The following is a 21787-nucleotide window of genomic DNA, read 5'->3' on the forward strand; positions in this document are numbered from 1 at the left end:
ACAAATGTCCTATGTCAGCCCCCAAGAAGCCTCCAAACAACTTGGAGTCTCAGTCTCTACCCTTAGAAGATGGGATAAAGAAGGAAAGATCAAATCCATCCGCACCCCAGGAGGACAACGACGATTCTCAATCTCGGAGTATGAAGACCAGACAGAGAAACCCACTGTTTGCTATGCAAGAGTCTCTACTCATTCCCAAAGAGATGACCTTGAACGACAAATTGACTTTCTGCGTCAAGCATACCCAAGAGCAGAACTGGTCAAAGAAGTTGGATCAGGACTCAATTTTAGGCGGCGAAAGTTCCTCTCCTTACTGGAGCGAATTTACCAAGGTGATGTCGGATGCCTTGTCTGCGCTTACTCCGACCGACTCGTTAGATTTGGCTTCCCCCTCATTGAGTGGCTCTGTAGTCAAGCAGAATGTAAACTCGTGGTTCTCAATGAAAGAAATCTCTCTCCAGAACAAGAACTCGTTGAAGATATCTTGTCCATCCTCCACTGTTTCTCTGCTCGGTTATACGGACTCGGAAAGTACCGAAAACAAGTCGAACTTGCCCTACAAGAAAAAGCCGAGGCATCGAACGTCGAAGTCAACTCCCAACGCTGTCAAGAAGATCAGGGTATATCCATCTAAAGACTTGCATCGGGTTTGGAAGCGCTGGCTAGCTGCTTACAGATGGATTTACAACTGGACTATCGAAAAATTAAAGAAAGAAGGGTATATCAGTGCATACACTCTTCAACCCTTAGCTAGAAAGGCAGATCGCCCTGACTGGGTAAAAGAACTTCCAGGACATCAATTACAGGAAGCGGTGTCTGATGCTGTTGATGCTTTTGCCCAAGCGAAAGCGAATGGTGGTCAGGCTAAGTTTAAGTCGGTTAAAGCCCCAAGTCAAGTTATAAAATTCAAAGCTGGCAACTATAAGCAAGGATGTTGGTATCCAAAGAAAACTAAAGGCTTAACCTTCTACTCTCCTGAATCATTTCCTAACGAATGCCTTTATGCAACGCAGCTAGTCTATCAAAAAGGGAAGTGGTACGGTATCTTTCCAGAATGTCGAGAGGAAAGCTGCACTGAAACTGATTCTGTAATCGCACTTGACCCAGGTGTCAGAACTTTTTTAACGGGTTACGACGGCAATAGAGTCCTAGAGGTTGGCGAGAGAGATCTTGGACGAGTTAACCGACTCTGTACACATCTCGACGACTTACTAAGCCGAATTGCCAAATGTAATTCTAAGAGAAAGCGGTTTAAGATGCGAAAAGCAGCCACACAGATACGTCATCGGATTCAAAACCTAGTTAAAGACCTTCATAACAAAGTGGCTAAGTTCTTAGTCTCTTGCTACAAGGTAATCTTTCTTCCTACCTTTAATACTTCTGAGATGGTATTGAAAGACAAAAGAAAGATTAACTCAAAGACCGCTCGTAGTATGATGACTTTGAGTCACCATAAGTTCGCTGAACATCTTTTACATAAGGCGAAACGTAAAGGAGTCTTGGTAGTCCGATGCAATGAGTCTTATACCTCTAAAACTTGCCCAGAGTGCGGTCACATTCATGATCGCTTAGGAGGAAGTAAGAAGTTTAAGTGTCCTAGTTGTGGCTACACCGTACACCGAGATTGGAATGGCGCCCGTAACATTATGCTACGGGCTTTGGCGGCAACGCCCTTTACTCTTACGAGTAATGCTATACCTAGCTTAAGTTTACTCAACTATGAGTAGATTTAAGAAGGTTAAATGTTGCACTAAACTATCAAGTCATCGAAGTCATCCCCTAGATCCGATAGATCAGGTAGAGCAATGCCAGGAGGGGCATCATTTGCAGGAATGGTTCCAGTCGCGGTAGCCAAGGTTTGGTCAGGAAGGTCAAGAGGATTAACTACTACCTGGAAGGTTTCATCCACTTCATCTAGGTCATCATCTTCAGCAGTAATCGTAAATGTTCCCTCACCATCGGTTAACTCAACAACACCACTTGGGTTAACACCACCATCAAAGTCAAAGGGAGTGGTTGGGTCCACTCCAGTTGGTCCGACTGAATAATCTAAACTTGTTGTAATCTCTGCTGAACTGGTTACTGTAAAAGTCAGATCTTCTCCTTCCTCAAGGATTGCATCATCGCCATCTGGCGTGATCTCGAAGGTGGGAGAGCTTAAGTCGGTCTCTGCACCATCAAATTCATCTCCATCGGCGAAGCTGAGACCTCCGAAGACAATTTCATTGTTCACGACCTCTACACTAGTTACAAGGTCATCAAAAGTAACAGTACTAGCTTGGTTAGGATTAGCTAAAATTTCTGCACTAATGTTGCCGTCTCCATCAGAGATAACCAAAGTAGAGCCATTGCGGGCATAATCAAAACTACTACTTGGTCCAGTGAGATTGACCACTGCACCAGGATCTAGGTTTTCAGCACCTGCACCCGCTTCGATATTAAATATACGAGTACTGTCTTGAGTTCCAGCAAAATCAATAAAAAATCCCTCAGTAACTGGAACGACCTCAGGCGAATTTGCTGTAAGAATCTGAATGGTATTTGTTGCCATAATGTTTGAACACTCCTCTAATGGTACTAATTTTGTCTATTTAATTTAGAAGGTCTCTACTAAGGTAGAGCCAAGGCGATAAGAGTGATGTCTCACTGGGGTTGAAGTGCCTTCTACCCTAGCTTGCGCTAACTTGAAGGACATAACTTGGTTAGTCGATAAAGATTCAATCACTAAATAAAGACTGAACCGCTTTTATTGTATCGTGAAAGGGGATTTTTGAAAGTATCAATTTTAGAAGAAGAAGAATCGGGTTGACGGGGCGGATCAGTTGTCCCTAACTTTGACTGGCGTGATTAGTTAGTTGCAGATCCCAGCTTGTGAACTGAAAAGAGAGTTGTTTTTGCTAGTGTTAAGCTCAAGGTAGCAATTCAAGAACATACTTCGGTTCTGTAACGAGATTTAACAGTTTTGACGCAGCACTTCTGCTGAACGTTTATCATTATTTTTATTCGCTTATCGTGATGGAGGATAGTGATTACCTTGCTCGATTTATTTGCTTTTTCTCGTCAATACTGTGTCACGATTTGTGGGATGTTAATTCCTGCAAATCTCTTATTAACTTCAGTAACCTTATTACTATTAGTCCGTCAACTCCCCACGATCAATCTCCGTTGGAATGCAGGCTTTGCGATGATTTCGGCTTTTGCAATGATTTTTCATGTTTTCACTTGGTTAGCCGTCGGTGTGGTGATGACACCAACCTATCTTTTATTATCCTTAGCGATAACTTGCTTGGGTATTAACAGTTACGCCATTTTTGCGCCTCAGAGATTCCGACAACTCCTCGGAATTGCTTAACTTGAAGTGTCTCCTGAGTTTTGATTGTGCTGCGATCGCTGCTTTCTCCGACGCGGAATTGGCTTGGGCTTATTCGTTGTTGGAGGAGGCGTTTTTTTTTCTGAGCCGAAGTTTTAATGATTTTTTTCGGACTGCGATTGCGTTTCGTTTTGGCATTGACTGGAGCAATTTTTTGGGCTTCAGTGACGACTAATTCATCTCCTTTTAACTGGGCATCGAGATTCCAAAACCATCCTAATTTTTCGGTGTCCTCAGGGAGAACGCCACTCAATTTCAGCTTGAAGAAGTTGGGTTTATTCGGGGCAAACCGCTTGATTTTAACAATAATTTTTTGTTCAGCTTCTGAATAAAAAATGACTTCTCCCCGAATGGAAAAAGATCCCGCTTGGGCTTTTACCTGAGTCACGGTTTCTTCTGCTAAGTGTTCCGCCCGTTCTGACGATTCTTTCAGGGTTTTTGGTTCCCACACTCCAACCACTTGCAAATGTAGATAATCTTGTTTTTGTCGGGTGCGTGGATACACGACCCAGAGATGCGGATCATCTAAATTAATATGTTTTTTCACTACACTCATCACCCGTCCCAAGAGCACTGTTTCTAAGCGGGTGTTGTCTGATAGAATCATCTCACCGCAAGTGAGTTTATCTTGAGGATGATAAACGCCCCAAACCAATCCGATCGCGCGATATTGAGTCTCATGAGTGGGAGGCGGAATGGGATGTTGTAAGATTTCATTGCTGTTGGTTGGGTTGGGATTGGAATTGGACATAGAACCTAGCACTCACCACAGTTTCATTTGAGGGTTAGTTCGCTTATTCTAGCAATTTTTGATTTCGGATGTTCCCTCTAACCAGTCTAAAACAGTTTCCCCTAAGTGCGGTTGCTGGGGATCAAACCAGATAATTTCCTGCTGCGATCGAAACCAAGTGCGTTGTCGTTTTGCAAACTGACGAGTGTGAAGAATAATCAAGTCTTTTGCTGTTGCTAAGTTCGTTTCTCCGGCTAAGTAATCTTTAATTTCTTGATAACCGAGGGTATTTAATAACGGGAGTGACCAACCATATTGATCAATTAATCCTTGTACTTCTTCTATTAAGCCAGAAGCTAACATTTTTTCTGTGCGATAGCTAATTCTTGTGGTTAACTCATCGGGGGAACAATCTAAACCAATTTGTATAATTGGATAAGAAGGCGGATTTTCTCCTTGCTGTTCACTGATCGGTTGACCAGTGACATAGAAAACTTCTAACGCCCGCAGAGTACGCACTTGATCATTGGGATGAATCTTACTAGCAGCAGTGGGATCAACTTGTTTTAAAAAGGCATAAAGTTGAGATTGACCTAAAGTTTGCAAACGGGATCTTAAGTCGGGTTGTGGGGCAACGCGAGGAATTTTTAAACCTTTCGTAATTGCTTTAATATATAATCCAGTTCCCCCCACTAAGAGTAAAGGAGATTGGGGAAGAGAATGAATTAAATAGTTGGCTTGTTCTTGATATTCAGCAACAGTTAGGGTGTCAGTTGGCTCACAAATATCAATGAGATAATGAGGAACTAAGGCTTGTTCTTCTGCTGTTGGTTTGGCAGTGCCGATATCGAAGTTGCGATAAACTTGTCGAGAATCGGCACTTAAAATAACAGTAGGGAAAGATTGGGCAAGTTGTAGGGCTAAACTCGATTTTCCCGTTGCAGTCGCACCGCAAATAACAATCAAGGACGGTTTCATTGTTCTGGTTATGGGTTATTTATTGAGACGTTTCATGGCACGTCTTTACATTATTTATTCTTGGGTAACTGGTCGCTGATTCCTATTATCAACAGACAGAGAAACCTTGAAACCAAACGGAATCAGTTTATGCTTTAGTAATACCAGAATCATTAAACACTTCTGAGAAGGAAAAATCGGGGGCAGCTAAAACAAAGACTGTCGAAGGTAATTCCGCAACTTTTTTCTGGAGTTCTTCGTAGTATCGGACAAAGTGCTCATCTGGGGTTGCCATGCCTAAAAAAATTAAGTCTGCGTTGCGAGAGGTTTCTCGTAAAATTCGCTCAAAGGAACGACCATCAGCAACAATCACTTGTGGCGTGGCACTAATGCGTAAATCACTCAAGAGTTGATTTAAATTGTCACGAGCGGGAGGAACAGCACTTTGATGATTCACAACTAATTTTAGATAAATATTGGCTTCTCGCCAACGGAGATCGCTGCGGAGTAAATAAGCAAGGAGTAGCATTAATCCGCCATTGGCTTGCATACTTCCGCCCCACCAAATATCAATTCTGCGTCGTTTGCCAAAGTTGCGGTCGTGATTTTCTCGGAAAATAATTAAATTGCGCTTGGATTGGTGAATCTGCGCGATCATTTGACAATAACTTGCCCGATGTTCTACGGATTCACTATCTCCTAATAAAACTGTATTGGGAACGACAGGGCCCAAACCATAAGTTTCTACAAGATGTTGCGCTCCGGCAAAGGTATCATGAGCGGTAATGACTCGGACAAGGGCTTGCATTCCTTTTTTATCCAAATAATTGCGAACCCGTCGTTCCATTTTTCGTTGCTGCACTAAACCACGAGCACTATTTTTTAAGACAGTAGAAACAGTAACCAAACCACGTTTGTTGGTGAGAGAATCGGCAAGTTCAATGAGTGACCAGCGTTTGGTGGGGGCACCGGATAAAACAAGAATATGGGGTCGCCAATTTTTGGGATCTTCTTCACGATAGGTTTGATCCAGTTGGTAAATTCCAATGCGCACGAGGGCACTCCATAAGCCCCGACGGACATCTCCCCAAGTGACTTCTAAGGCTCGTCGTTGCAGCCAAAAATAAATGCTGAGACTGATCACGGCAGCAATCCCAGTCGCGATCGCGTTGATTAAAAACATCACCACCAAACAGCCGATCGCGCCCAATAAAGACCAGATCCAATGCACCTTAAACTGAGGGCGAAAGGAGGGACTTTGCAAAAAGGCTTCAATTCCCGCAGAAATATTCAAAACGAGATAAGTGGTGAGAAAAAACATGGTGAGCACAGGGGCAATTAGGTTTAAGTCGCCAATGCAAACTGTGGCAATCACAACAGCTAACGTGACCGCCGTTCCGACTCGCGGTTCATCATTGGCCCCACTGCCTTTCCCTAAAAAGCGCATCCAACGGGGTAACACCCGATCTCTAGCCAGGGCTTGCAAAATTCTCGGTGCGCCTAAAATACTGCCCAAAGCACTACTTAACGTTGCCCCCCATACCCCTAACAAAATGGCAGGCCCCCATAACGCGATTTCTTTCATGATTAAGGGTTCTGCTAAAAGGGTGGCTGCATCCGCTCGTGTTGCCATGACAATCGGCAGAATCATATAAATGACATAACCGGTGCCCACTGCTGCTAATGTGCCCACTGGAATCGCTTGCGTGGGATTTTTTAAGTCCCCTGACATATTCACTCCTGCCATAATTCCAGTTACCGCAGGGAAGAAGACCGCAAACACTTGCCAGAACGGTTCAGAGAGGCGATCCGAAGCCCCCCAAAGTTCAATTGCTGTCGGTTCAAGGGGTTTGCCAAAAAAGAACGATAATAATGAAAGCGCGATCGCGCCCATGATCAGATACTGGACTTTAATCGCTGCATTTGCCGAGGTGATCGCGACACCAGCAACCAAAACCGTTACCACTAACGCCACATACAACTGATTGAGTTGGGGAAAGACATTGACTAAACTTTCCGCAAATCCCAAGGTATAAAGGGCAACCGAGAGGGCTTGGGCAAAATATAAGGGGATGCCCACTGCACCGCCACTTTCAATGCCTAAAGAGCGACTAATCATGTAATACGCCCCACCCCCGCGCACTACGCGATCCGTAGCAATGGCAGAAATCGAGAGTGCGGTGAGAAAGGTAATGGAAGTGGAGAGAGTAACAATAATTAACGTCCCCAATAACCCGACATTGCCCACCACCCAGCCAAAGCGGAGGTACATAATGACCCCTAAAATGGTGAGGATAGAAGGGGTATAGACACCGCCAAACATCCCCAATTTTTGACCATTGGCTGGAGAGTTGGGGCGATCGGCTTGCTCTTGATTTGGCGTGGGAAGTTTGACCATACAAAGTGTTGGCATAATCGCGAGTTTTTCCAGCGCGATCGTGATCTAAAAAATAAACTATTGTCTGATTTTAGGATATTTGGCAAGAGAGAGCCCTTCGCCCTAGGGAAAGGGGAAAGGAATGTTAAAGTTACAGAAGTCGCCGCACGCGCCCACGTGCTTTTAGCCGTGGGATATAAGGCGGGTCATTCGACCGGAGCAAAGCGTGAGGAGGTTCAATACCCCTGAGACTGACAAACTCCATCAATTCGTGTTATAACTTAGTTACGCTAGAAGGACAGCGTAATGTTTGTTATTGAATACAAAGTCAAAGCCAGCAAAACTCAATATAATGCCATTGATGAGGCGATTCGCACTGTTCAGTTTATCCGAAACAAGTGCCTTCGTTATTGGATGGATAATAACGGTGTTGGTAAGTACGACCTCAGTAAACTTTGCAAACAGTTAGCTGAGGAGTTTGACTTTGCTAAAAAGCTCAATTCACAAGCAAGACAAGCATCTTCCGAAACCGGAGCGAAGGTGAGGACATGGGCAGCTATCAACCGCTTCTACAAAAACTGTAAAGCAGGTATTAAAGGAAAAAAAGGTTATCCTAAATTCCAAAAGAACAACCGCTCAGTAGAGTATAAAACTACTGGTTGGAAGCTCGACCCAAACACCAAAAAGCACATCACCTTCACCGACAAGAACAACATTGGTCGCTTAAAACTCATAGGAAGTAGAGATATTTATTTCTACTCTCCTGACCAAATTAAGCGTGTTCGGTTGGTGCGTAGAGCAGACGGCTACTATTGTCAGTTTTGCATTAACGTTAATGTAACTGAAGATGTTAAGCCAACTAAGCAGATTCTTGGTCTTGATGTTGGCTTGCATGACTTCTATACCGACAGTGAAGGACACAAAGAGCCAAATCCTCGATTTTTTCGTAAAGGAGAAGAGGAGTTAAAACGCTGTCAGCGTCGTCTGTCTCGAAAACAAAAAGGCTCAAATAACCGAGGGAAAGCAAGACAGAGACTAGCTAAAAAACACTTGAAGATAAGTAGACAACGTAGAGAACACGCCAGTGCGACTCGTTGGGTGGTGAAGTCGCAGGGGTCTCAAACCTCTTTTCGAGCCATCCCAGACGAAAACTCCCCTTGGAGTCCGTCTGAACTCTATCTCCTTATTGGTGAGGCTCATTTGCCAAGTCCAATCATCCCAATGTGCGGGATGACATCGCTACCCTTATCAAAGCGTTGGTTACGTGACGATAAAGCAGGGTAGTTAAATGTGGGATAAGTCTGAACTCGCTTGACGACCTCCTGCTAGAACGTGACTATGACTAGGAAACGAACTTACGCCTGAACCATCGTAATCTTCACCCTGAGAAAGGAGTTGACACTCAGGACACAAAAAGTGAAACGGTTGGATTTAAGCATTGGCGTTCTTAAATCGCACATCAAAGTAACCGTCGGTGGATAGTAAGGGTCTAAGGTCACAATCAAAGGAAATAGGGAACGAGTTAACCCCTCGGATATCTCTCAGTCAAGGTCGATAGACTGAGTAGCCAAACCAAAGGCGCAAAATCTGGGTCATCTGTCAGGATACCGAAGGGTGGGATTGAGTTAGAAGCGAACGCCCTCTATAAAAGGAGGGATATGCTGACAAACTCACTGTAAGACAAAAGATAGAGGTACTCAGTAGAGTTAATAAGTTATGAGACAGTCCTCTGGGCTAGTTACTAAATATAGACGATGGTTTTGGCTTTCCTTCTTGACCTTCCGAATGGACGACCCGACGTGGTTGTGGCGGAATATCAATTGGAAGAAAGTTGAAGTCAAAGTTTTTAAGCTCCAAAAGCGCATCTATCAAGCGTCCCAACGTGGTGATGTCAAAAAGGTTCGTAAACTCCAAAGATTGTTGTCAAAGTCCTTTTACGCAAAGCTGTTCGCAGTGAGAACCGTATCGCAGGACAACCAAGGAAAAAGAACGGCTGGTGTGGACGGGGTTAAATCGTTAACTCCTCCCGAAAGGTTGACCTTGGCTGGTTCACTTCAATTTGCCAATAAATCAAAGCCTGCTCGAAGAGTATGGATACCAAAATCCGATGGTTCTAGACGCGGGTTAGGAATACCGACACTTTATGAACGGGCAAAGCAAGCTGTACTGAAGATGGCTCTAGAGCCAGAATGGGAAGCAAAGTTTGAACCTAACTCTTATGGATTCAGAAAAGGACGGGCTTGTCACGATGCCATAGAAGCAATATGGAATGGATTGAGAACTAAGGGCAAATACGTCCTAGATGCCGATATATCCAAATGTTTCGACCGTATCAACCATGATTACCTACTAGGAAAATTGAATACATCTCCGACTTTCGCTCGACAGATTAGAGCGTGGCTAAAAGCAGGAATCGTTGATGGTGGGTCATTATTTCCCACAGAAGAGGGTACTCCACAAGGCGGGGTCATTTCTCCGTTATTAGCAAATATAGCCCTTCATGGGTTAGAAACCGTAGTCAGGGAATATATTGTCAATCAACTCCCCGAAAGGGTTGGGGTAAAAGGTAAACGGGACAAAGTAAGAACCCTTGACTTTGTTAGATACGCAGATGATTTCGTGTTAATGCACTGGAATCGAGAAATTGTGGAGGAATGTAAAGTAATAATTGAGGATTTTCTCTCTAAAATTGGTTGTGAATTGAAACCATCGAAGACACGCCTTTGCCATACCGCCAAAACTGTAGAAGATAATCAAGTGGGTTTCGACTTTTTGGGATTCACAATAAGACAGTATGAGGTAGGAAAACATCAGCATGGCAAGAAGAAATCGAATTTAATGACAATAATCAAGCCCTCGGACGAAAAGGTGAAGCTACATTATAAAAAGCTAGCTGATACCATCGACAATCATCAAGCATCGAAACAGATAGATTTAATTAAAGAATTAAATCCTATCATCAAGGGATGGTCTAATTATTACTCAGCCTGCTGTAGTTCTGAAACCTTTACAGACTTGGACTATAAAATTTGGTCAAAACTTCGTCGATGGGCAAAACGCCGACACCCTAATAAGGACTGGGAATGGGTAACTAAGAAATACTGGAGACAAGCTGTTGAAGGCAGGAAAGATAAATGGGTCTTCTCGTTAACAGATGGACTCTACCTAATAAAGCATAGCTGGACACCTCACCAAAATTACGTGAAAGTGAAAGGAGATGCTTCACCGTTCAACGGGGACTGGCGTTATTGGAGTTCCAGAATGGGTTCATATGCTGATATAAAGGTTGAAGTTTCAAAACTTCTTAAAACCCAAAAAGGAAAGTGTGCAATCTGCGGACTACACTTCCAAGATGGAGACTTGTGGGAGGTTGACCATATAACACCTCGTAGCAAAAAAGGTAAAAACACCCTAAGCAACAAACAACTTCTCCATCGACATTGCCATGATGTAAAATCTCGTAATGATGGTAGTTACGAGGGATGTGCCTAATGACAATAGGTTGTTTTAGAGAGGAGCGAAGTGAAGGGAAACTTTCATGCTTCGTTCTGAAGACCAGTAGGGAGGGCGACTTCCCTGCTGAGTTTAACAGAGAACCGCGCGTTGCGTAGCTCAGTCTAACGACTTGATCGCCTATGAAGACTTGCAAGTGAGAAACTTAGTTAAGAACCATAATCTTGCTAAATCAATTTCCGATGTTGGTTGGTATCAGTTTCGAGTCTGGTTAGAGTATTTCGCTAAAAAGTTTGGGAAGGTGACAGTTGCAGTACCTCCCCAATATACTAGTCAGGAATGTTCTAATTGTGGGCGGATTGTTAAAAAGTCTCTATCAACTCGCACCCATACTTGTAGATGCGGTTGTCAACTAGACAGAGATGAAAACGCGGCTATCAATATCCTAAATAAAGGACTAAGTACGACGGGGCACGTCGGAACTTGGGGGCTAGACTCCCTAAACGCTTCAGGAGACATCACCTCTACTCAGGCTGGACGGACATCTCACGATGCGGAACCAAGTTCCGCATCCGTGTCCTCACAAGTCTTGTCTGAGCAAGTGAAGTCACAGAATGAAGAATCCCACGGCAAAGCGCGAAGCGTAGCCGTGGGAGTGTCAACTTTTCCCGAGCAATGAGGTAGATTTTCATATGTTAAACACCTGCATGAGTAGTGCTATAAAATGAACAAAGTAAGAAATTAAGAATCAAAATGGACGTAAAAGCAGCAGTTGCCTTTGAAGCCAACCAACCCCTAAAACTGGAAACCGTGCAACTTGACCCGCCCAAAGCTGGGGAAGTGTTAGTGGAAATTAAAGCGACCGGTGTTTGCCATACCGATGCCTATACCCTTTCTGGAAAAGACCCAGAAGGATTGTTTCCGAGCATTTTAGGGCATGAAGGGGCAGGAGTAGTTGTAGAAGTAGGAGAAGACGTGAAAAGCCTTAAACCTGGCGATCATGTCATTCCCCTTTACACCCCAGAATGTCGCGAATGTAAATTCTGTCTGTCCCAAAAAACGAATCTTTGTCAAGCGATCCGTTCCACCCAAGGGAAAGGGATTATGCCCGATGGCACCAGTCGCTTTTCCTTAAAGGGAGAAAGACTCCATCACTTCATGGGAACTTCTACCTTTGCCAACTATACGGTTTTACCAGAAATTGCAGTGGCCAAAATTCGGGAAGATGCCCCTTTTGATAAAGTTTGTTATATCGGTTGCGGTGTCACCACTGGCCTTGGTGCTGTTTTATTTACCGCCAAAGTAGAAGCAGGGGCAAATGTGGTTGTCTTTGGCTTAGGAGGTATTGGCTTAAACGTCATCCAAGGGGCAAAAATGGTCGGCGCTGACAAAATTATCGGTGTCGATATTAACCCGAAAAAACGTCCCCTTGCGGAACAATTTGGAATGACTGATTTTGTTAACCCCCATGAAATCGAAGGGGATCTGGTCAGCCATCTCATTGAACTTACAGATGGTGGGGCTGACTTCAGTTTTGAATGTATCGGTAATATTAATGTCATGCGTCAAGCTCTTGAATGCTGTCATAAAGGGTGGGGCGTTTGTACCATTATCGGTGTTGCTGGGGCTGGAGAAGAAATTTCTACTCGTCCCGTACAATTGGTCACAGGTCGCGTCTGGAAAGGAAGTGCCTTTGGCGGTGCAAGAGGACGCACCGATGTCCCGAAAATTGTCGATTGGTATATGGAGGGGAAGATCAATATTGATGATCTCATTACACACACGCTTCCCATTGAAAAAATTAATGAGGCTTTTGATTTAATGCACGAAGGAAGTTCAATTCGGACTGTGCTCACTTATTAATGGCAAAGGATGCAAGCATAGCAGTTTTCACTCTCATTTTCTTCTTTGGTAACTGATTACTGGTAACTGGTCACTGTCCTCAAGCGACTAAGAAACGCTATATATCCTGTTGGGTTTCATTACTTCAACCCAACCTACGTTTTCTACTGTTGGGTTTCGATCCTTCCGATTCTCTCACCCCATTGAAGGATACCTTTTCCGCAGATCACAAAGAACAACCAAGAACGGTCTTAACCGACCAATGGACTTTTTCCGCACACCCTAACTAATGACCAATCACTGATGTCTGATCTGAAATTAAATGCTCAACACCACTGTTGCGGTGGCCGTGTTAGGTATTACCAACATTTTTCTCATGTCTGCGATGCACCGATGCGGTTTGCCATTTTTCTTCCTCCGCAGTCGCAATATGATTCTGTTCCAGTATTGTATTTTCTCTCTGGCTTAACCTGTACTGAAGAAAATTTTACTGTGAAGTCTGGGGTACAACGAGAAGCAGCAGAACTGGGCATTGCTGTTGTTGCACCAGATACTAGCCCTCGCGATACAGGAATTCTTGGCGAAGACACGGACTACGATTTAGGAACTGGGGCTGGGTTTTATGTGGATGCGACGCAACCCCCATGGCAAGCCCATTATCAAATGTATAGCTATGTGGTAGAAGAGTTGCCCCGTTTAGTGGAGAGCCAATTCCCCATTCTTTCCGAAAAACGAGGAATTTTTGGGCATTCTATGGGCGGACATGGCGCGTTAGTTTGCGCGTTACGAAATCCTCAACGGTATCTTTCTGTGTCAGCGTTTGCGCCGATCGCTGCCCCAAAACAATGTCAGTGGGGAAAAAAAGCCTTTAGTCATTATTTGGGGGAAGAAGAAACCCTTTGGAATGATTATGATGCGACCGAGTTAGTTCAACAAAAAACATGGCTCGATAAACCGATTTTAATTGACCAGGGCACGGAAGATAATTTCCTCGCACAACAGCAATTGTTACCCGAAAAGTTTGCCCAAGCCTGTGAAAGTGTGGGACAGCCTTTAAACTTACACTATCGAGAAGGCTATGACCATAGCTACTTTTTTATAATGAGTTTTATAAGAGAGCATCTAGGGCATCATGCCAAATTTCTCTTCGGTTAAATTTAGCGTCAAATGCCACATTTATTTACAAGCCGTCCGCGTCAATACACCCTGTTTACTCAAAAAGCACTCGGGGTCAGTTACCTCAACTGGGAGTTAACCAATGGTGTTCTTTACATTGTCGGAGGAATCACATTTGTCATTGGTAGTGTGTTTTTCCTGCCACGATACGAGGAACTTTTAGATGTTGGAGCTTGGATCTTTTTTGGCGGGTCAATTGTTTACTTAATTGTGACTGGTCAAGATCTTTGGGAATCAACCAACTATCTCCGATCTCAACCCCTTTTAACGATTTGGGATTGGCTAGAGTTTTTAGCAGCTAATGTTTACATTATTGGAACAATTCTCTTTATTATTGGTAGTCTATTGTTCCTCTCAGAGGTTGACATGATGGTTGCTGGAAGCTGGTGTTTTATTATTGGCAGTTTACTGTTTCTCGTGGGCGCGTGCATCAATATTATTGAAATTTTACAGGCAAGCTCACTGATTAAACTGCAATTGCTCAACATTACTGCGATTACTTTTGCTTTGGGATCAACGCTTTTCTTAGTCGCATCAATTCCTTATTTATGGCAACCCATTGATATGCAAGAACAGTGGTTACTGTTTACCTATGTCGCTTGGGAATATATTGTTGGTAGCTTCCTATTTCTCTTAGGAGGAATTATTAATTACTACCGACTCTATCGAAATTTTAAGGACTTTTTAAGTTGATGCTACCACTCCAAAAATCACCGACTGAGAGTGGGCTTTGCCCACCCGACTCAAAAGCGATCTGTTGAAGAAAACTTAACTATTCTTTTTTGGGAGACAATAACATAATCATGTTACGACCTTCTCGTTTCGGCGATTGTTGAATTTCTGCGGTGTCTTTGAGGTCAGTTGCCATCCGTTCTAACAAATCTCTCGCGAGATCAACGTGTTGAATTTCTCGACCCCGGAAGTTGATGGTTGCTTTAACTTTATCCCCTCCTTTCAAGAAGCGTTTGGCTTGGTTGACGCGCACTTCGTAATCATGCTCGTCAATTTTATAGCGCATTTTCACTTCTTTAACTTCGGCATTATGTTGTTTCTTTTTCGCTTCCCTTGCCCGTCTTTCTTGCTCGTACTTATACTTGCCATAGTCCATGATTCGGCAAACTGGCGGATCCGCCTTATCACTGACAAGAACCAAGTCGAGATCTCTTTCTTCGGCTATTTTTTGGGCTTCGTCAGGGGTGAGAATTCCTAGTTGTTCTCCTTCGCTGTCAATGACGCGAATTTTGGGAAAACGAATGTTTTCGTTGATTTGGGGAAGCTGGCGGTTGCGTTTTTTATTCTTCACAGGCGTTTATGGAAATTCGGTTAGGCTTAGAGTAAGTCTCACAATATAAGGTTATTCCCTTGCCATTGTAATAACGCTGTTGGAATTTTTGCCAAATGTTAACACAAAAGTAACAGATGAAAATTGAAAGATGGGTCAAGAAAATAATTTAGATTTAGGAAGACAACGGGATTGGGTGTGGCGGGGTTGGCAAGTCCGTTATACGTATTTAAGATCGCGCTCGGTGCAAGGACACCATAATCCGCCCCTCATATTGGTTCACGGCTTTGGGGCTGCGATCGCGCATTGGCGATATAATTTGGCAGTTTTAAGTGAAACCCATACAGTTTATGCTATTGATTTACTCGGCTTTGGCGCATCCCGGAAGGCAGCTACGGAATACAGTATTGAGTTTTGGGCGGAACAACTGTATCAATTCTGGTCAGTGGTCATTGGTTCCCCGGCAATTTTAATGGGCAATTCGTTGGGATCGCTGGTGAGTCTCACTGCCTCTGCCCATTATCCAGAGATGGCACAGGGACTAATTTTAATTAATTTACCGGATGTTTCGGCGCGTTCGGAGATGCTACCCCCACCAGTGCAAAAAGTCGTCAGTGGTATTGAATCGCTATTTAGTGCGCCCTGGCTCTTACGGGGATTATTTCCCATTTTACGATCGCGCTCGGTGATTCGTCGTTGGGCTAAAATTGCCTATCCGAAAGGGTCGGCGTTAGATGAAGACCTAGTGGAGATCCTCAGCACGCCCCCTCAAGATGAGGGCGCAGCAGATGCGTTTGTGGCTTTAGTTAAATCAGCATTGAACCCTCGTTTTGGGACAGCAGTCAAGGATTTATTACCCCACCTGCAGATTCCAATCCTTTTACTTTGGGGAGAACAAGATCGAATGATTCCCCCAGGGTTAGCGCGATCGTTTGTTAATCTCAATCCTAACCTAGAATTAGTTATGTTACCGGAACTGGGTCACTGTCCCCATGATGAATCTCCGCAACAGTTTCATCGAGTAATTTTACCTTGGTTAGAAAAGTGTCAGTTTCTTTCCGAATAAGGAATTATCTTCTAATTAAACCAAGATATCTTACTACTTCGCTGGTGATTTCGTTTGGAGAAATTGAGAAGGAACGCCGACACATCCCCAATGTAGATGAAATTCTAATACAAATGAAGGTACACGCATGATATAGTGCCAAGGGAATAATTGTGGCTGACGCTCATAAGATTTAACAATTTTCGTTTTTTGTTTTCGAGTTAAAGGACGATCGAGTTGGCTAGAGGGAGTTCGGGATGTTGCAGTGCGACCACTTGCTTCTGATGCCGTCATAATTGTTAGGATTGCGCTCATAATAAAACTCAATAAAGCAATCCGATCTAGCCATTTCACTAAAACCACATGAAAATCTGCAAAAAGAGCTTGCTTCAAGATAGCAGATATTGCCAAAATGAAACCAAAAACAAAGGGAATTAATAAAGATGCCCAAAAGACAAAACTAGCTTTTCGACCTAATCTTAAAATTTGTTCAGTTGTCCAATTATCCATAATCTAATTTCACCCAGAATTCTTCTAAGTTTTAAGGCGATCCCAGATAATCTTTACACACATAATTAGCCATATTATCTAAGTAAGTTGCTCTCGGCAGAGCAATTCTAATTGGTGGGTCATAGTTAACTTTTTCTTGAGGAGTTTCCATCGCGATTGTTCTTCCGCCGACGCTTCTACGAGCAAGATCATTACCATAGTGATCACCACTAAGAATTTCTTGTTTAGCTGTTTTATACATCAACATTTGCTCACAATCAACTTCTGCAAAGAAAAAAAACTTACGAGCAAATTCATTAAAGAGTTGATCATCTTCATTTCTGACAATCACTAAACTTTCAAATTTAATGTGATCATTAGGTAATTCCTCAATTGTCTCTTTTTCCACATAGACTTCGGTTTTTTTGTTAAAAGCTGAATTTTGAGATTTAATATTAGCAACTAAAATTTTATTCCCCTTTAAATAATGTGATCCACCTCTCCATTCCACTGAATTTCTAGGGCGCTGAGCTTTATTTTCTTTCTGCTTTGAAGAAAGACTTTCTAAGATTTCTTTTTCACTTAACGAACTATTCTGAGCTAGTTTTTTGGCAATTTCTTTATGATTCAGCATTGGTAAATTTGTTTCAGGTTTAAACAATTGGTTCGTTACCAAATTATGCAATCCTAGTATGATTAGAAATCCCGTAAAAGGCGTTGTTATCACAAATAAAGTTAAGGAAAGTAAGGGGGAAGACTTGGATTTTTGAGACATTATCAATTTTAGAACTTAGATGCGACACAATGGAGGGTTATTCCCCATTTTACGATCGCGATCGGTGATCCGTCCTTGGGCGAAATCAGACGGATTGCTGGGGATAATGGGGACAATCTGCTGAATAATGATGATGCCTCATTTGGGTAAGTTCAAGTTAGTTATTGTCAGAATTATTCAGTTAATGCTTGCTCTGGCAACGAAAAGACACTTTCATCAACAGAGGATTGAAAATTAGTTGCCCTTATTATTCTTGCTCCTTCAGCCATAATTGCTTCTACCGAGAGTGGAATTCCATAGTTATCAGAAAAGCAAATTGATAGACGTGCTTGATCATCAAACTCAAAGTCAAATGCTCTAAAACAGGTTGCTGTTTCACCAGCAATCTTTTTGACTTCTGATTTAATGATATTAAAATTAGATGCTTTCTCTTGTGCCAGATCACTCCACATTGGACCACCTAGAGCGAATTCGCGTAAATAATTATTATTTTGACTGGTTCGAGTCGAACAACGAAATTGATTATTATTGGGAATACATACAGTTATTTGATTACCGATTTGATACATCCTATGTTCTTGATTCTTAATCGGAATATCGAACCTTGCTTGATTTGCCTTTTGCCATAATTCTGTAACGTATGATCTGCCAATACTAGGCTCGTTGGCTATTACAACTTGATTGGAATAGGAAACATAATACTCTCCAGAAGAATTGACAAAGCGCCTGATCAATGAAAAAAATTCTTGGTAAACTTCATGGGATTGAGTTTCAACTTCAGCTGATGGACTCCCCGAAGGAGTAGGCTGGCTTCTTGTTTCCTGAATTGGCCATAATAAACTAATGAAGAGAGAGATTGCAGTGAGACTGCTTCTTGAGTTAAAAAACATCGATTTTGTAAAAAACTGATAATTGTAATGTAGATGGTTTATGGTAATTGTACCAGTAACTAAGTAGGTTGAGAGGCTTACGAAAACTCATTTGTAGCAGACCTTAAGTAAAGACTATCAAGTTTCCTTGTAAGAAAATAGCATCTTCAGTAATGATTAAATCCTCTAGATGAACTTGTGAACCTAAATCAAGCTCGATGGGGTGGAATTCTTGCTTAACAGCTAGTCCTTCTACCTTCATCGGAGAAATCACTAAATGCTGAGGACTGTTCAAACTCACTTCTCCTTGAATAAAAACCGAATGAGAGAAGGAAGATAAACTTTTCCCTTTGAGAATAAAACCGTTTTTCTCTAGAGTAATACTTTCCCAGTGAAAAGAAGGAAGAGAATTCGTTTTGAACAAGAGAAACAGAAAATCCTTTAACCCTGATTGCAGAAGAAAAGACGGTAGGGAAGCATTGAGATGAGTTTCCGTCATCCGCATTCTTACTGAAATAGAAATCGGCTTTAATAGTTGTAACGGTTCACCCCTTAAAACTTGCGTCATGTTCACCTGAATTTCCTCTGCGATGAGATTAATTTGGTCAAATTGTAAGCCTTGATAAATGGCAAAATCACTTTGTAAAAAAACCTTAGGAATGATGCCTTGAAGTAGTTGTTGATCGCTGCTAGTTAACTGTAATTCTAGACCTTGAACAGTATCCAATTGTGAGTGTAACCACAAACGCAAAGCAGGTGTAAAAATCTTAGTAAGAAAATGACTCTTTTTCCAGATCATCATTAAACATCGAATAAACTTTGATTAAAATTAAGGTGGGTTAAGGAGTTTTGATTATGGAACGGGTACAAAAAATTCTCTCACAATGGGGAGTCGCTTCCCGTCGTCAAGCGGAGAAAATGATGCTGGGGGGGCGAGTGCAGGTAAATGGTGAAGTGGCTGTATTGGGGCAAAAAATTGACTTAGAGCGCGATCGCGTAACCGTTGATGGCAAACTCATCACGCCTCACCAGCGTCCAGAGAAACTTTATATCTTAGTGAATAAACCTCTAGGGGTGGTTTCCACTTGTCATGATCCGCAAAAGCGCCGAACTGTTTTGGATTTATTAGCTGATGATCTCCGTAAGAGACAGGGATTACACTTAGTTGGCAGATTAGATATCAATTCAACAGGGGCGTTGCTATTAACCAATGATGGAGACTTAACACTTCATCTCACTCATCCACGCTACCATTTACCCAAAACTTATGAAGTTTGGATCAAAGACAACCCACCAGAGTCTGTGTTAAAACTGTGGCGTGACGGGGTAATCCTTGATCAAAAGAGAACTTTACCGGCTGAAATTAAGGTCTTAAAGCGAGAACGCAAACAGACCCAATTGGAGATCACTCTGACTGAAGGCAGAAATCGCCAAATTCGGCGAGTTGCTGAACAATTGGGGTTTCCCGTGTTAGCCCTTCATCGTCGCGCGATCGGTCCAATCAAGCTCAGTCGTAAGGATGAATCTTTCTTGAAAGGTGGGAGCTATCGTTTTTTAACAAGTCAAGAAATTAAGTATCTCAAACAGCACTCTAAGCAACCTATAGCCAATTGATATTATGTTTACCGAAAAACAACAAACCCCCTCCATGACTTCTCAACAACAACAAGTGGAAAAATTAAAGGAAATTGGATCACAGATGCGTCAAGTCCGCACAGAAAAATCAGTTTCCATTGATGAAGTAGCGACTAAAACACGCATCCAAGCTCGCTTACTGGTTGCCATCGAAGAAGGAAATTTAGAAAATCTCCCTGAACCGGTTTATATTCAGGGCTTAATTAAACAATTTGCCGATGCACTGGGCTTAAATGGTCTAGAGTATGCAGGAGCATTTCCCACAGGAAAACAAACTTATGCGATTAGCCCCTCTTGGCGACAACTCCCCGCAGCACAACTGCGTCCTCTCCACCTGTATGTCATCTATATTTTGTTGATTATTGCCTCAGTCAGTGGTTTATCCTACCTTGTCGAACAACGCTCGGCGCAAGACAATACAGAACAACAAACGTCTCAACAACAAGTGACCACACAACCCGTTCCAGAAAAGCCAACCCCACAACTTGCCATTGCTAACCCGAAGCCTGCTCAAGAGAGTCCAGCCCATCCTGTGGAACTGAAAGTTTCTGTGAAGAAAGATGCTTGGGTAAGAGTTACCCGTGACGGGGAAAAAGTTTATGAGGGGGTACTCTCGGCGGGAAATCATCAAACTTGGACCGCAGAAGAAGCCTTAACCCTCCGTGCGGGAAATGCTGGCGGAGTCGTTGTGGAATACAATCAACAATCGCCCACTGTATTCGGAAATATGGGTGAAGTCAAAGAAGTTACTTATTTTCCTGAAGACTAGACAAAGCAGGGAGAGGAGAACCATTAGCAGATTCTAAGGTAAACCCTGCATCTTCAATCATTTGCCAGTCATCTTTTGCTGCTTGACCCGGAGTGGTGAGGTAGTCAGCCACAAAAATCGAGTTTGCTGGATATAAGCCTAAAGGCTGGAGAGAGCGCAAATGAACTTCTCGACCGCCAGCAATGCGGATTTCTCTTTCTGGCAATAGAAAACGATATAAACACAGCACTCGCAAACAAAATTGTGGGGTTAAGCTTGGCTTTTGGGTTTCGGAAAAGGGCGTTCCTGGAATCGGAATCAGAAAGTTTACAGGAATACTGGTGATATTTAAAGCGCGAAGGGAGAGAGCTAAGTCAATAATATCATCATTGGATTCTCCCATGCCAATAATGCCTCCAGAACAGGTGGTCATCCCTGCTTCCTGAACATGATTCACGGTTGTCACGCGATCGCGAAAGGTATGAGTGGAACAAATCGCCTCATGATAATTTTCGGAAGTATTCAGGTTATGATTCACGCGATCGACCCCTGCATCCGCCAACCGTTGCGCTTGCGTTTCATCTAACAAGCCGACACAAGCACAAACTTTGAGATCATGTTGGGTTTTAATCGCCGTAACTGCTTCACAAACTTTACTCAGGAGAGATTCGGTGGGAGTCCGTCCCGAAGTCACCAAACAAAATGTTCCCGCTTTTAATTCTGCTGCTTGGGCTGCTGCATCCAGAATCTTTTCTTTCGCTAACAGGGGATATTTTTCAATTTCTGCGGTGGAAATTTTCGACTGGGAACAATAATGACAATCTTCTGGACACAAGCCACTTTGGGCATTTAACAGAAAATGCAAACGGACTCGATTTTTCCAGTGGTGGTAACGAACACGATAAGCAGCAGCTAACTGTGACAATAATTCCTCATTTGGGGCAGTTAAAACCCCGTGAGCTTCTTCTCGGGTGAGACAGTCTCCAGCGAGAGATTTTTCTGCTAGAGTCTTCCAATCCATTTTGATCATGGTTTAATA

21 protein-coding genes and 1 pseudogene are annotated in these 21787 nt (G+C 42.9%); 12 read left to right on the forward strand and 10 right to left on the reverse strand.

Features of this window, described 5'->3' with window-relative positions; all coding sequences use genetic code 11:
- The first annotated feature begins 4 nt into the window (after positions 1-4).
- Both PCC7418_RS19985 and PCC7418_RS16315 read left to right on the forward strand, forming a co-directional pair.
- On the forward strand, positions 5-634 hold the full coding sequence (locus PCC7418_RS19985; protein ID WP_015227291.1) for an IS607 family transposase: 630 nt from the start codon (positions 5-7) through the stop codon (positions 632-634).
- Positions 635-638: 4 nt separating this feature from the next.
- Positions 639-1727: a transposase gene (locus PCC7418_RS16315; protein ID WP_235620713.1), complete on the forward strand. Its 1089-nt coding sequence runs from the start codon at positions 639-641 to the stop codon at positions 1725-1727.
- A gap of 23 nt (positions 1728-1750) precedes the next feature.
- On the opposite strand, the gene PCC7418_RS16320 is transcribed toward PCC7418_RS16315, so the two are convergent.
- The gene (locus PCC7418_RS16320; RefSeq protein ID WP_015227293.1) at positions 1751-2551 is read right to left on the reverse strand and encodes a hypothetical protein; all 801 of its coding nucleotides are present in this window, start codon (positions 2549-2551) and stop codon (positions 1751-1753) included.
- A 474-nt stretch (positions 2552-3025) separates the two neighbouring features.
- Here PCC7418_RS16320 and PCC7418_RS16325 point away from each other — a divergent pair, with 474 nt between their 5' ends.
- A complete protein-coding gene (locus PCC7418_RS16325) occupies positions 3026-3352 on the forward strand; it encodes a hypothetical protein (RefSeq protein ID WP_235620714.1) in 327 nt (108 codons plus the stop codon).
- On the opposite strand, the gene PCC7418_RS16330 is transcribed toward PCC7418_RS16325, so the two are convergent.
- From PCC7418_RS16330 to PCC7418_RS16340, 3 genes are all read right to left on the reverse strand, one after another.
- On the reverse strand, positions 3294-4121 hold the full coding sequence (locus PCC7418_RS16330; RefSeq protein WP_015227295.1) for a hypothetical protein: 828 nt from the start codon (positions 4119-4121) through the stop codon (positions 3294-3296). The two genes, PCC7418_RS16325 and PCC7418_RS16330, sit on opposite strands and share 59 nt — an antisense overlap.
- Positions 4122-4169: 48 nt before the next feature.
- A complete protein-coding gene (gene miaA, locus PCC7418_RS16335) occupies positions 4170-5078 on the reverse strand; it encodes a tRNA (adenosine(37)-N6)-dimethylallyltransferase MiaA (RefSeq protein WP_015227296.1) in 909 nt (302 codons plus the stop codon).
- A 127-nt stretch (positions 5079-5205) separates the two neighbouring features.
- Positions 5206-7470, reverse strand: a complete 2265-nt coding sequence (locus PCC7418_RS16340; protein WP_015227297.1) for an amino acid permease — start codon at positions 7468-7470, stop codon at positions 5206-5208.
- A 270-nt stretch (positions 7471-7740) separates the two neighbouring features.
- On the opposite strand from PCC7418_RS16340, the gene PCC7418_RS16350 reads away from it, so the two are divergent.
- From PCC7418_RS16350 to PCC7418_RS16375, 6 genes and pseudogenes are all read left to right on the forward strand, one after another.
- Positions 7741-8718, forward strand: a complete 978-nt coding sequence (locus PCC7418_RS16350; protein ID WP_015227298.1) for an RNA-guided endonuclease TnpB family protein — start codon at positions 7741-7743, stop codon at positions 8716-8718.
- A 432-nt stretch (positions 8719-9150) separates the two neighbouring features.
- Entirely contained in the window at positions 9151-10926 is a 1776-nt protein-coding gene (gene ltrA / locus PCC7418_RS16355) for a group II intron reverse transcriptase/maturase (protein WP_015227299.1), read from the forward strand.
- Between the two features lie 100 nt (positions 10927-11026).
- Positions 11027-11566 (forward strand): annotated as a pseudogene (locus tag PCC7418_RS16360) (RNA-guided endonuclease InsQ/TnpB family protein); the annotation flags it as partial.
- Between the two features lie 74 nt (positions 11567-11640).
- Positions 11641-12750, forward strand: a complete 1110-nt coding sequence (locus PCC7418_RS16365) for an S-(hydroxymethyl)glutathione dehydrogenase/class III alcohol dehydrogenase (RefSeq protein WP_015227300.1) — start codon at positions 11641-11643, stop codon at positions 12748-12750.
- A 282-nt stretch (positions 12751-13032) separates the two neighbouring features.
- Entirely contained in the window at positions 13033-13884 is an 852-nt protein-coding gene (fghA, locus tag PCC7418_RS16370) for an S-formylglutathione hydrolase (protein WP_015227301.1), read from the forward strand.
- A gap of 12 nt (positions 13885-13896) precedes the next feature.
- Positions 13897-14598 (forward strand): YrhK family protein, encoded by a 702-nt coding sequence (locus PCC7418_RS16375; protein WP_015227302.1) that lies wholly within the window; start codon positions 13897-13899, stop codon positions 14596-14598.
- A 79-nt stretch (positions 14599-14677) separates the two neighbouring features.
- Here PCC7418_RS16375 and infC read toward each other — a convergent pair whose 3' ends face one another.
- Complete coding sequence (infC, locus tag PCC7418_RS16380; RefSeq protein WP_015227303.1) at positions 14678-15208, reverse strand: translation initiation factor IF-3; 531 nt, start codon at positions 15206-15208, stop codon at positions 14678-14680.
- A 130-nt stretch (positions 15209-15338) separates the two neighbouring features.
- Between infC and PCC7418_RS16385 the strand changes: the two genes are divergently transcribed.
- Positions 15339-16253, forward strand: coding sequence for an alpha/beta fold hydrolase (locus PCC7418_RS16385; RefSeq protein ID WP_015227304.1), 915 nt, complete (start codon positions 15339-15341; stop codon positions 16251-16253).
- A 33-nt stretch (positions 16254-16286) separates the two neighbouring features.
- On the opposite strand, the gene PCC7418_RS16390 is transcribed toward PCC7418_RS16385, so the two are convergent.
- The 4 genes from PCC7418_RS16390 to PCC7418_RS16405 form a co-directional block, all read right to left on the reverse strand.
- Complete coding sequence (locus tag PCC7418_RS16390; protein WP_015227305.1) at positions 16287-16742, reverse strand: hypothetical protein; 456 nt, start codon at positions 16740-16742, stop codon at positions 16287-16289.
- 31 nt (positions 16743-16773) lie between these two features.
- Complete coding sequence (locus PCC7418_RS16395; RefSeq protein WP_015227306.1) at positions 16774-17496, reverse strand: hypothetical protein; 723 nt, start codon at positions 17494-17496, stop codon at positions 16774-16776.
- A 173-nt stretch (positions 17497-17669) separates the two neighbouring features.
- Complete coding sequence (locus PCC7418_RS16400; RefSeq protein ID WP_015227307.1) at positions 17670-18386, reverse strand: hypothetical protein; 717 nt, start codon at positions 18384-18386, stop codon at positions 17670-17672.
- A gap of 103 nt (positions 18387-18489) precedes the next feature.
- Positions 18490-19167 carry a DUF2993 domain-containing protein gene (locus PCC7418_RS16405; protein ID WP_015227308.1) on the reverse strand — a complete coding sequence of 226 codons (678 nt, stop codon included), beginning with the start codon at positions 19165-19167 and terminating at the stop codon, positions 18490-18492.
- A 50-nt stretch (positions 19168-19217) separates the two neighbouring features.
- Between PCC7418_RS16405 and PCC7418_RS16410 the strand changes: the two genes are divergently transcribed.
- Together PCC7418_RS16410 and PCC7418_RS16415 are read left to right on the forward strand one after the other, a co-directional pair.
- A complete protein-coding gene (locus PCC7418_RS16410; protein ID WP_041596750.1) occupies positions 19218-19979 on the forward strand; it encodes a pseudouridine synthase in 762 nt (253 codons plus the stop codon).
- Positions 19980-19983: 4 nt separating this feature from the next.
- Positions 19984-20769 (forward strand): RodZ domain-containing protein, encoded by a 786-nt coding sequence (locus PCC7418_RS16415; RefSeq protein WP_015227310.1) that lies wholly within the window; start codon positions 19984-19986, stop codon positions 20767-20769.
- Here PCC7418_RS16415 and bioB read toward each other — a convergent pair.
- Entirely contained in the window at positions 20747-21769 is a 1023-nt protein-coding gene (gene bioB, locus PCC7418_RS16420) for a biotin synthase BioB (RefSeq protein WP_015227311.1), read from the reverse strand. The two genes, PCC7418_RS16415 and bioB, sit on opposite strands and share 23 nt — an antisense overlap.
- Positions 21770-21787 lie beyond the last annotated feature (18 nt).

This window comes from Halothece sp. PCC 7418 (assembly GCF_000317635.1).
GTDB lineage: Bacteria > Cyanobacteriota > Cyanobacteriia > Cyanobacteriales > Rubidibacteraceae > Halothece.

What these genes read in the sequence shown, in the direction of transcription:
- PCC7418_RS16385 (WP_015227304.1), top strand. Translation starts at nt 15,339, where the DNA reads ATGGGTCAAGAAAATAATTTAGATTTAGGAAGACAACGGGATTGGGTG.
- PCC7418_RS16400 (WP_015227307.1), bottom strand. Translation starts at nt 18,386, where the DNA reads ATGTTTTTTAACTCAAGAAGCAGTCTCACTGCAATCTCTCTCTTCATT.
- PCC7418_RS16390 (WP_015227305.1), bottom strand. Translation starts at nt 16,742, where the DNA reads ATGGATAATTGGACAACTGAACAAATTTTAAGATTAGGTCGAAAAGCT.
- fghA (WP_015227301.1), top strand. Translation starts at nt 13,033, where the DNA reads ATGTCTGATCTGAAATTAAATGCTCAACACCACTGTTGCGGTGGCCGT.
- miaA (WP_015227296.1), bottom strand. Translation starts at nt 5,078, where the DNA reads ATGAAACCGTCCTTGATTGTTATTTGCGGTGCGACTGCAACGGGAAAA.
- PCC7418_RS16405 (WP_015227308.1), bottom strand. Translation starts at nt 19,167, where the DNA reads ATGATGATCTGGAAAAAGAGTCATTTTCTTACTAAGATTTTTACACCT.
- PCC7418_RS16365 (WP_015227300.1), top strand. Translation starts at nt 11,641, where the DNA reads ATGGACGTAAAAGCAGCAGTTGCCTTTGAAGCCAACCAACCCCTAAAA.
- PCC7418_RS16395 (WP_015227306.1), bottom strand. Translation starts at nt 17,496, where the DNA reads ATGTCTCAAAAATCCAAGTCTTCCCCCTTACTTTCCTTAACTTTATTT.
- PCC7418_RS16350 (WP_015227298.1), top strand. Translation starts at nt 7,741, where the DNA reads ATGTTTGTTATTGAATACAAAGTCAAAGCCAGCAAAACTCAATATAAT.
- PCC7418_RS16340 (WP_015227297.1), bottom strand. Translation starts at nt 7,470, where the DNA reads ATGCCAACACTTTGTATGGTCAAACTTCCCACGCCAAATCAAGAGCAA.
- ltrA (WP_015227299.1), top strand. Translation starts at nt 9,151, where the DNA reads ATGAGACAGTCCTCTGGGCTAGTTACTAAATATAGACGATGGTTTTGG.
- PCC7418_RS16330 (WP_015227295.1), bottom strand. Translation starts at nt 4,121, where the DNA reads ATGTCCAATTCCAATCCCAACCCAACCAACAGCAATGAAATCTTACAA.
- PCC7418_RS19985 (WP_015227291.1), top strand. Translation starts at nt 5, where the DNA reads ATGTCCTATGTCAGCCCCCAAGAAGCCTCCAAACAACTTGGAGTCTCA.
- PCC7418_RS16415 (WP_015227310.1), top strand. Translation starts at nt 19,984, where the DNA reads ATGTTTACCGAAAAACAACAAACCCCCTCCATGACTTCTCAACAACAA.
- bioB (WP_015227311.1), bottom strand. Translation starts at nt 21,769, where the DNA reads ATGGATTGGAAGACTCTAGCAGAAAAATCTCTCGCTGGAGACTGTCTC.
- PCC7418_RS16320 (WP_015227293.1), bottom strand. Translation starts at nt 2,551, where the DNA reads ATGGCAACAAATACCATTCAGATTCTTACAGCAAATTCGCCTGAGGTC.
- PCC7418_RS16375 (WP_015227302.1), top strand. Translation starts at nt 13,897, where the DNA reads ATGCCACATTTATTTACAAGCCGTCCGCGTCAATACACCCTGTTTACT.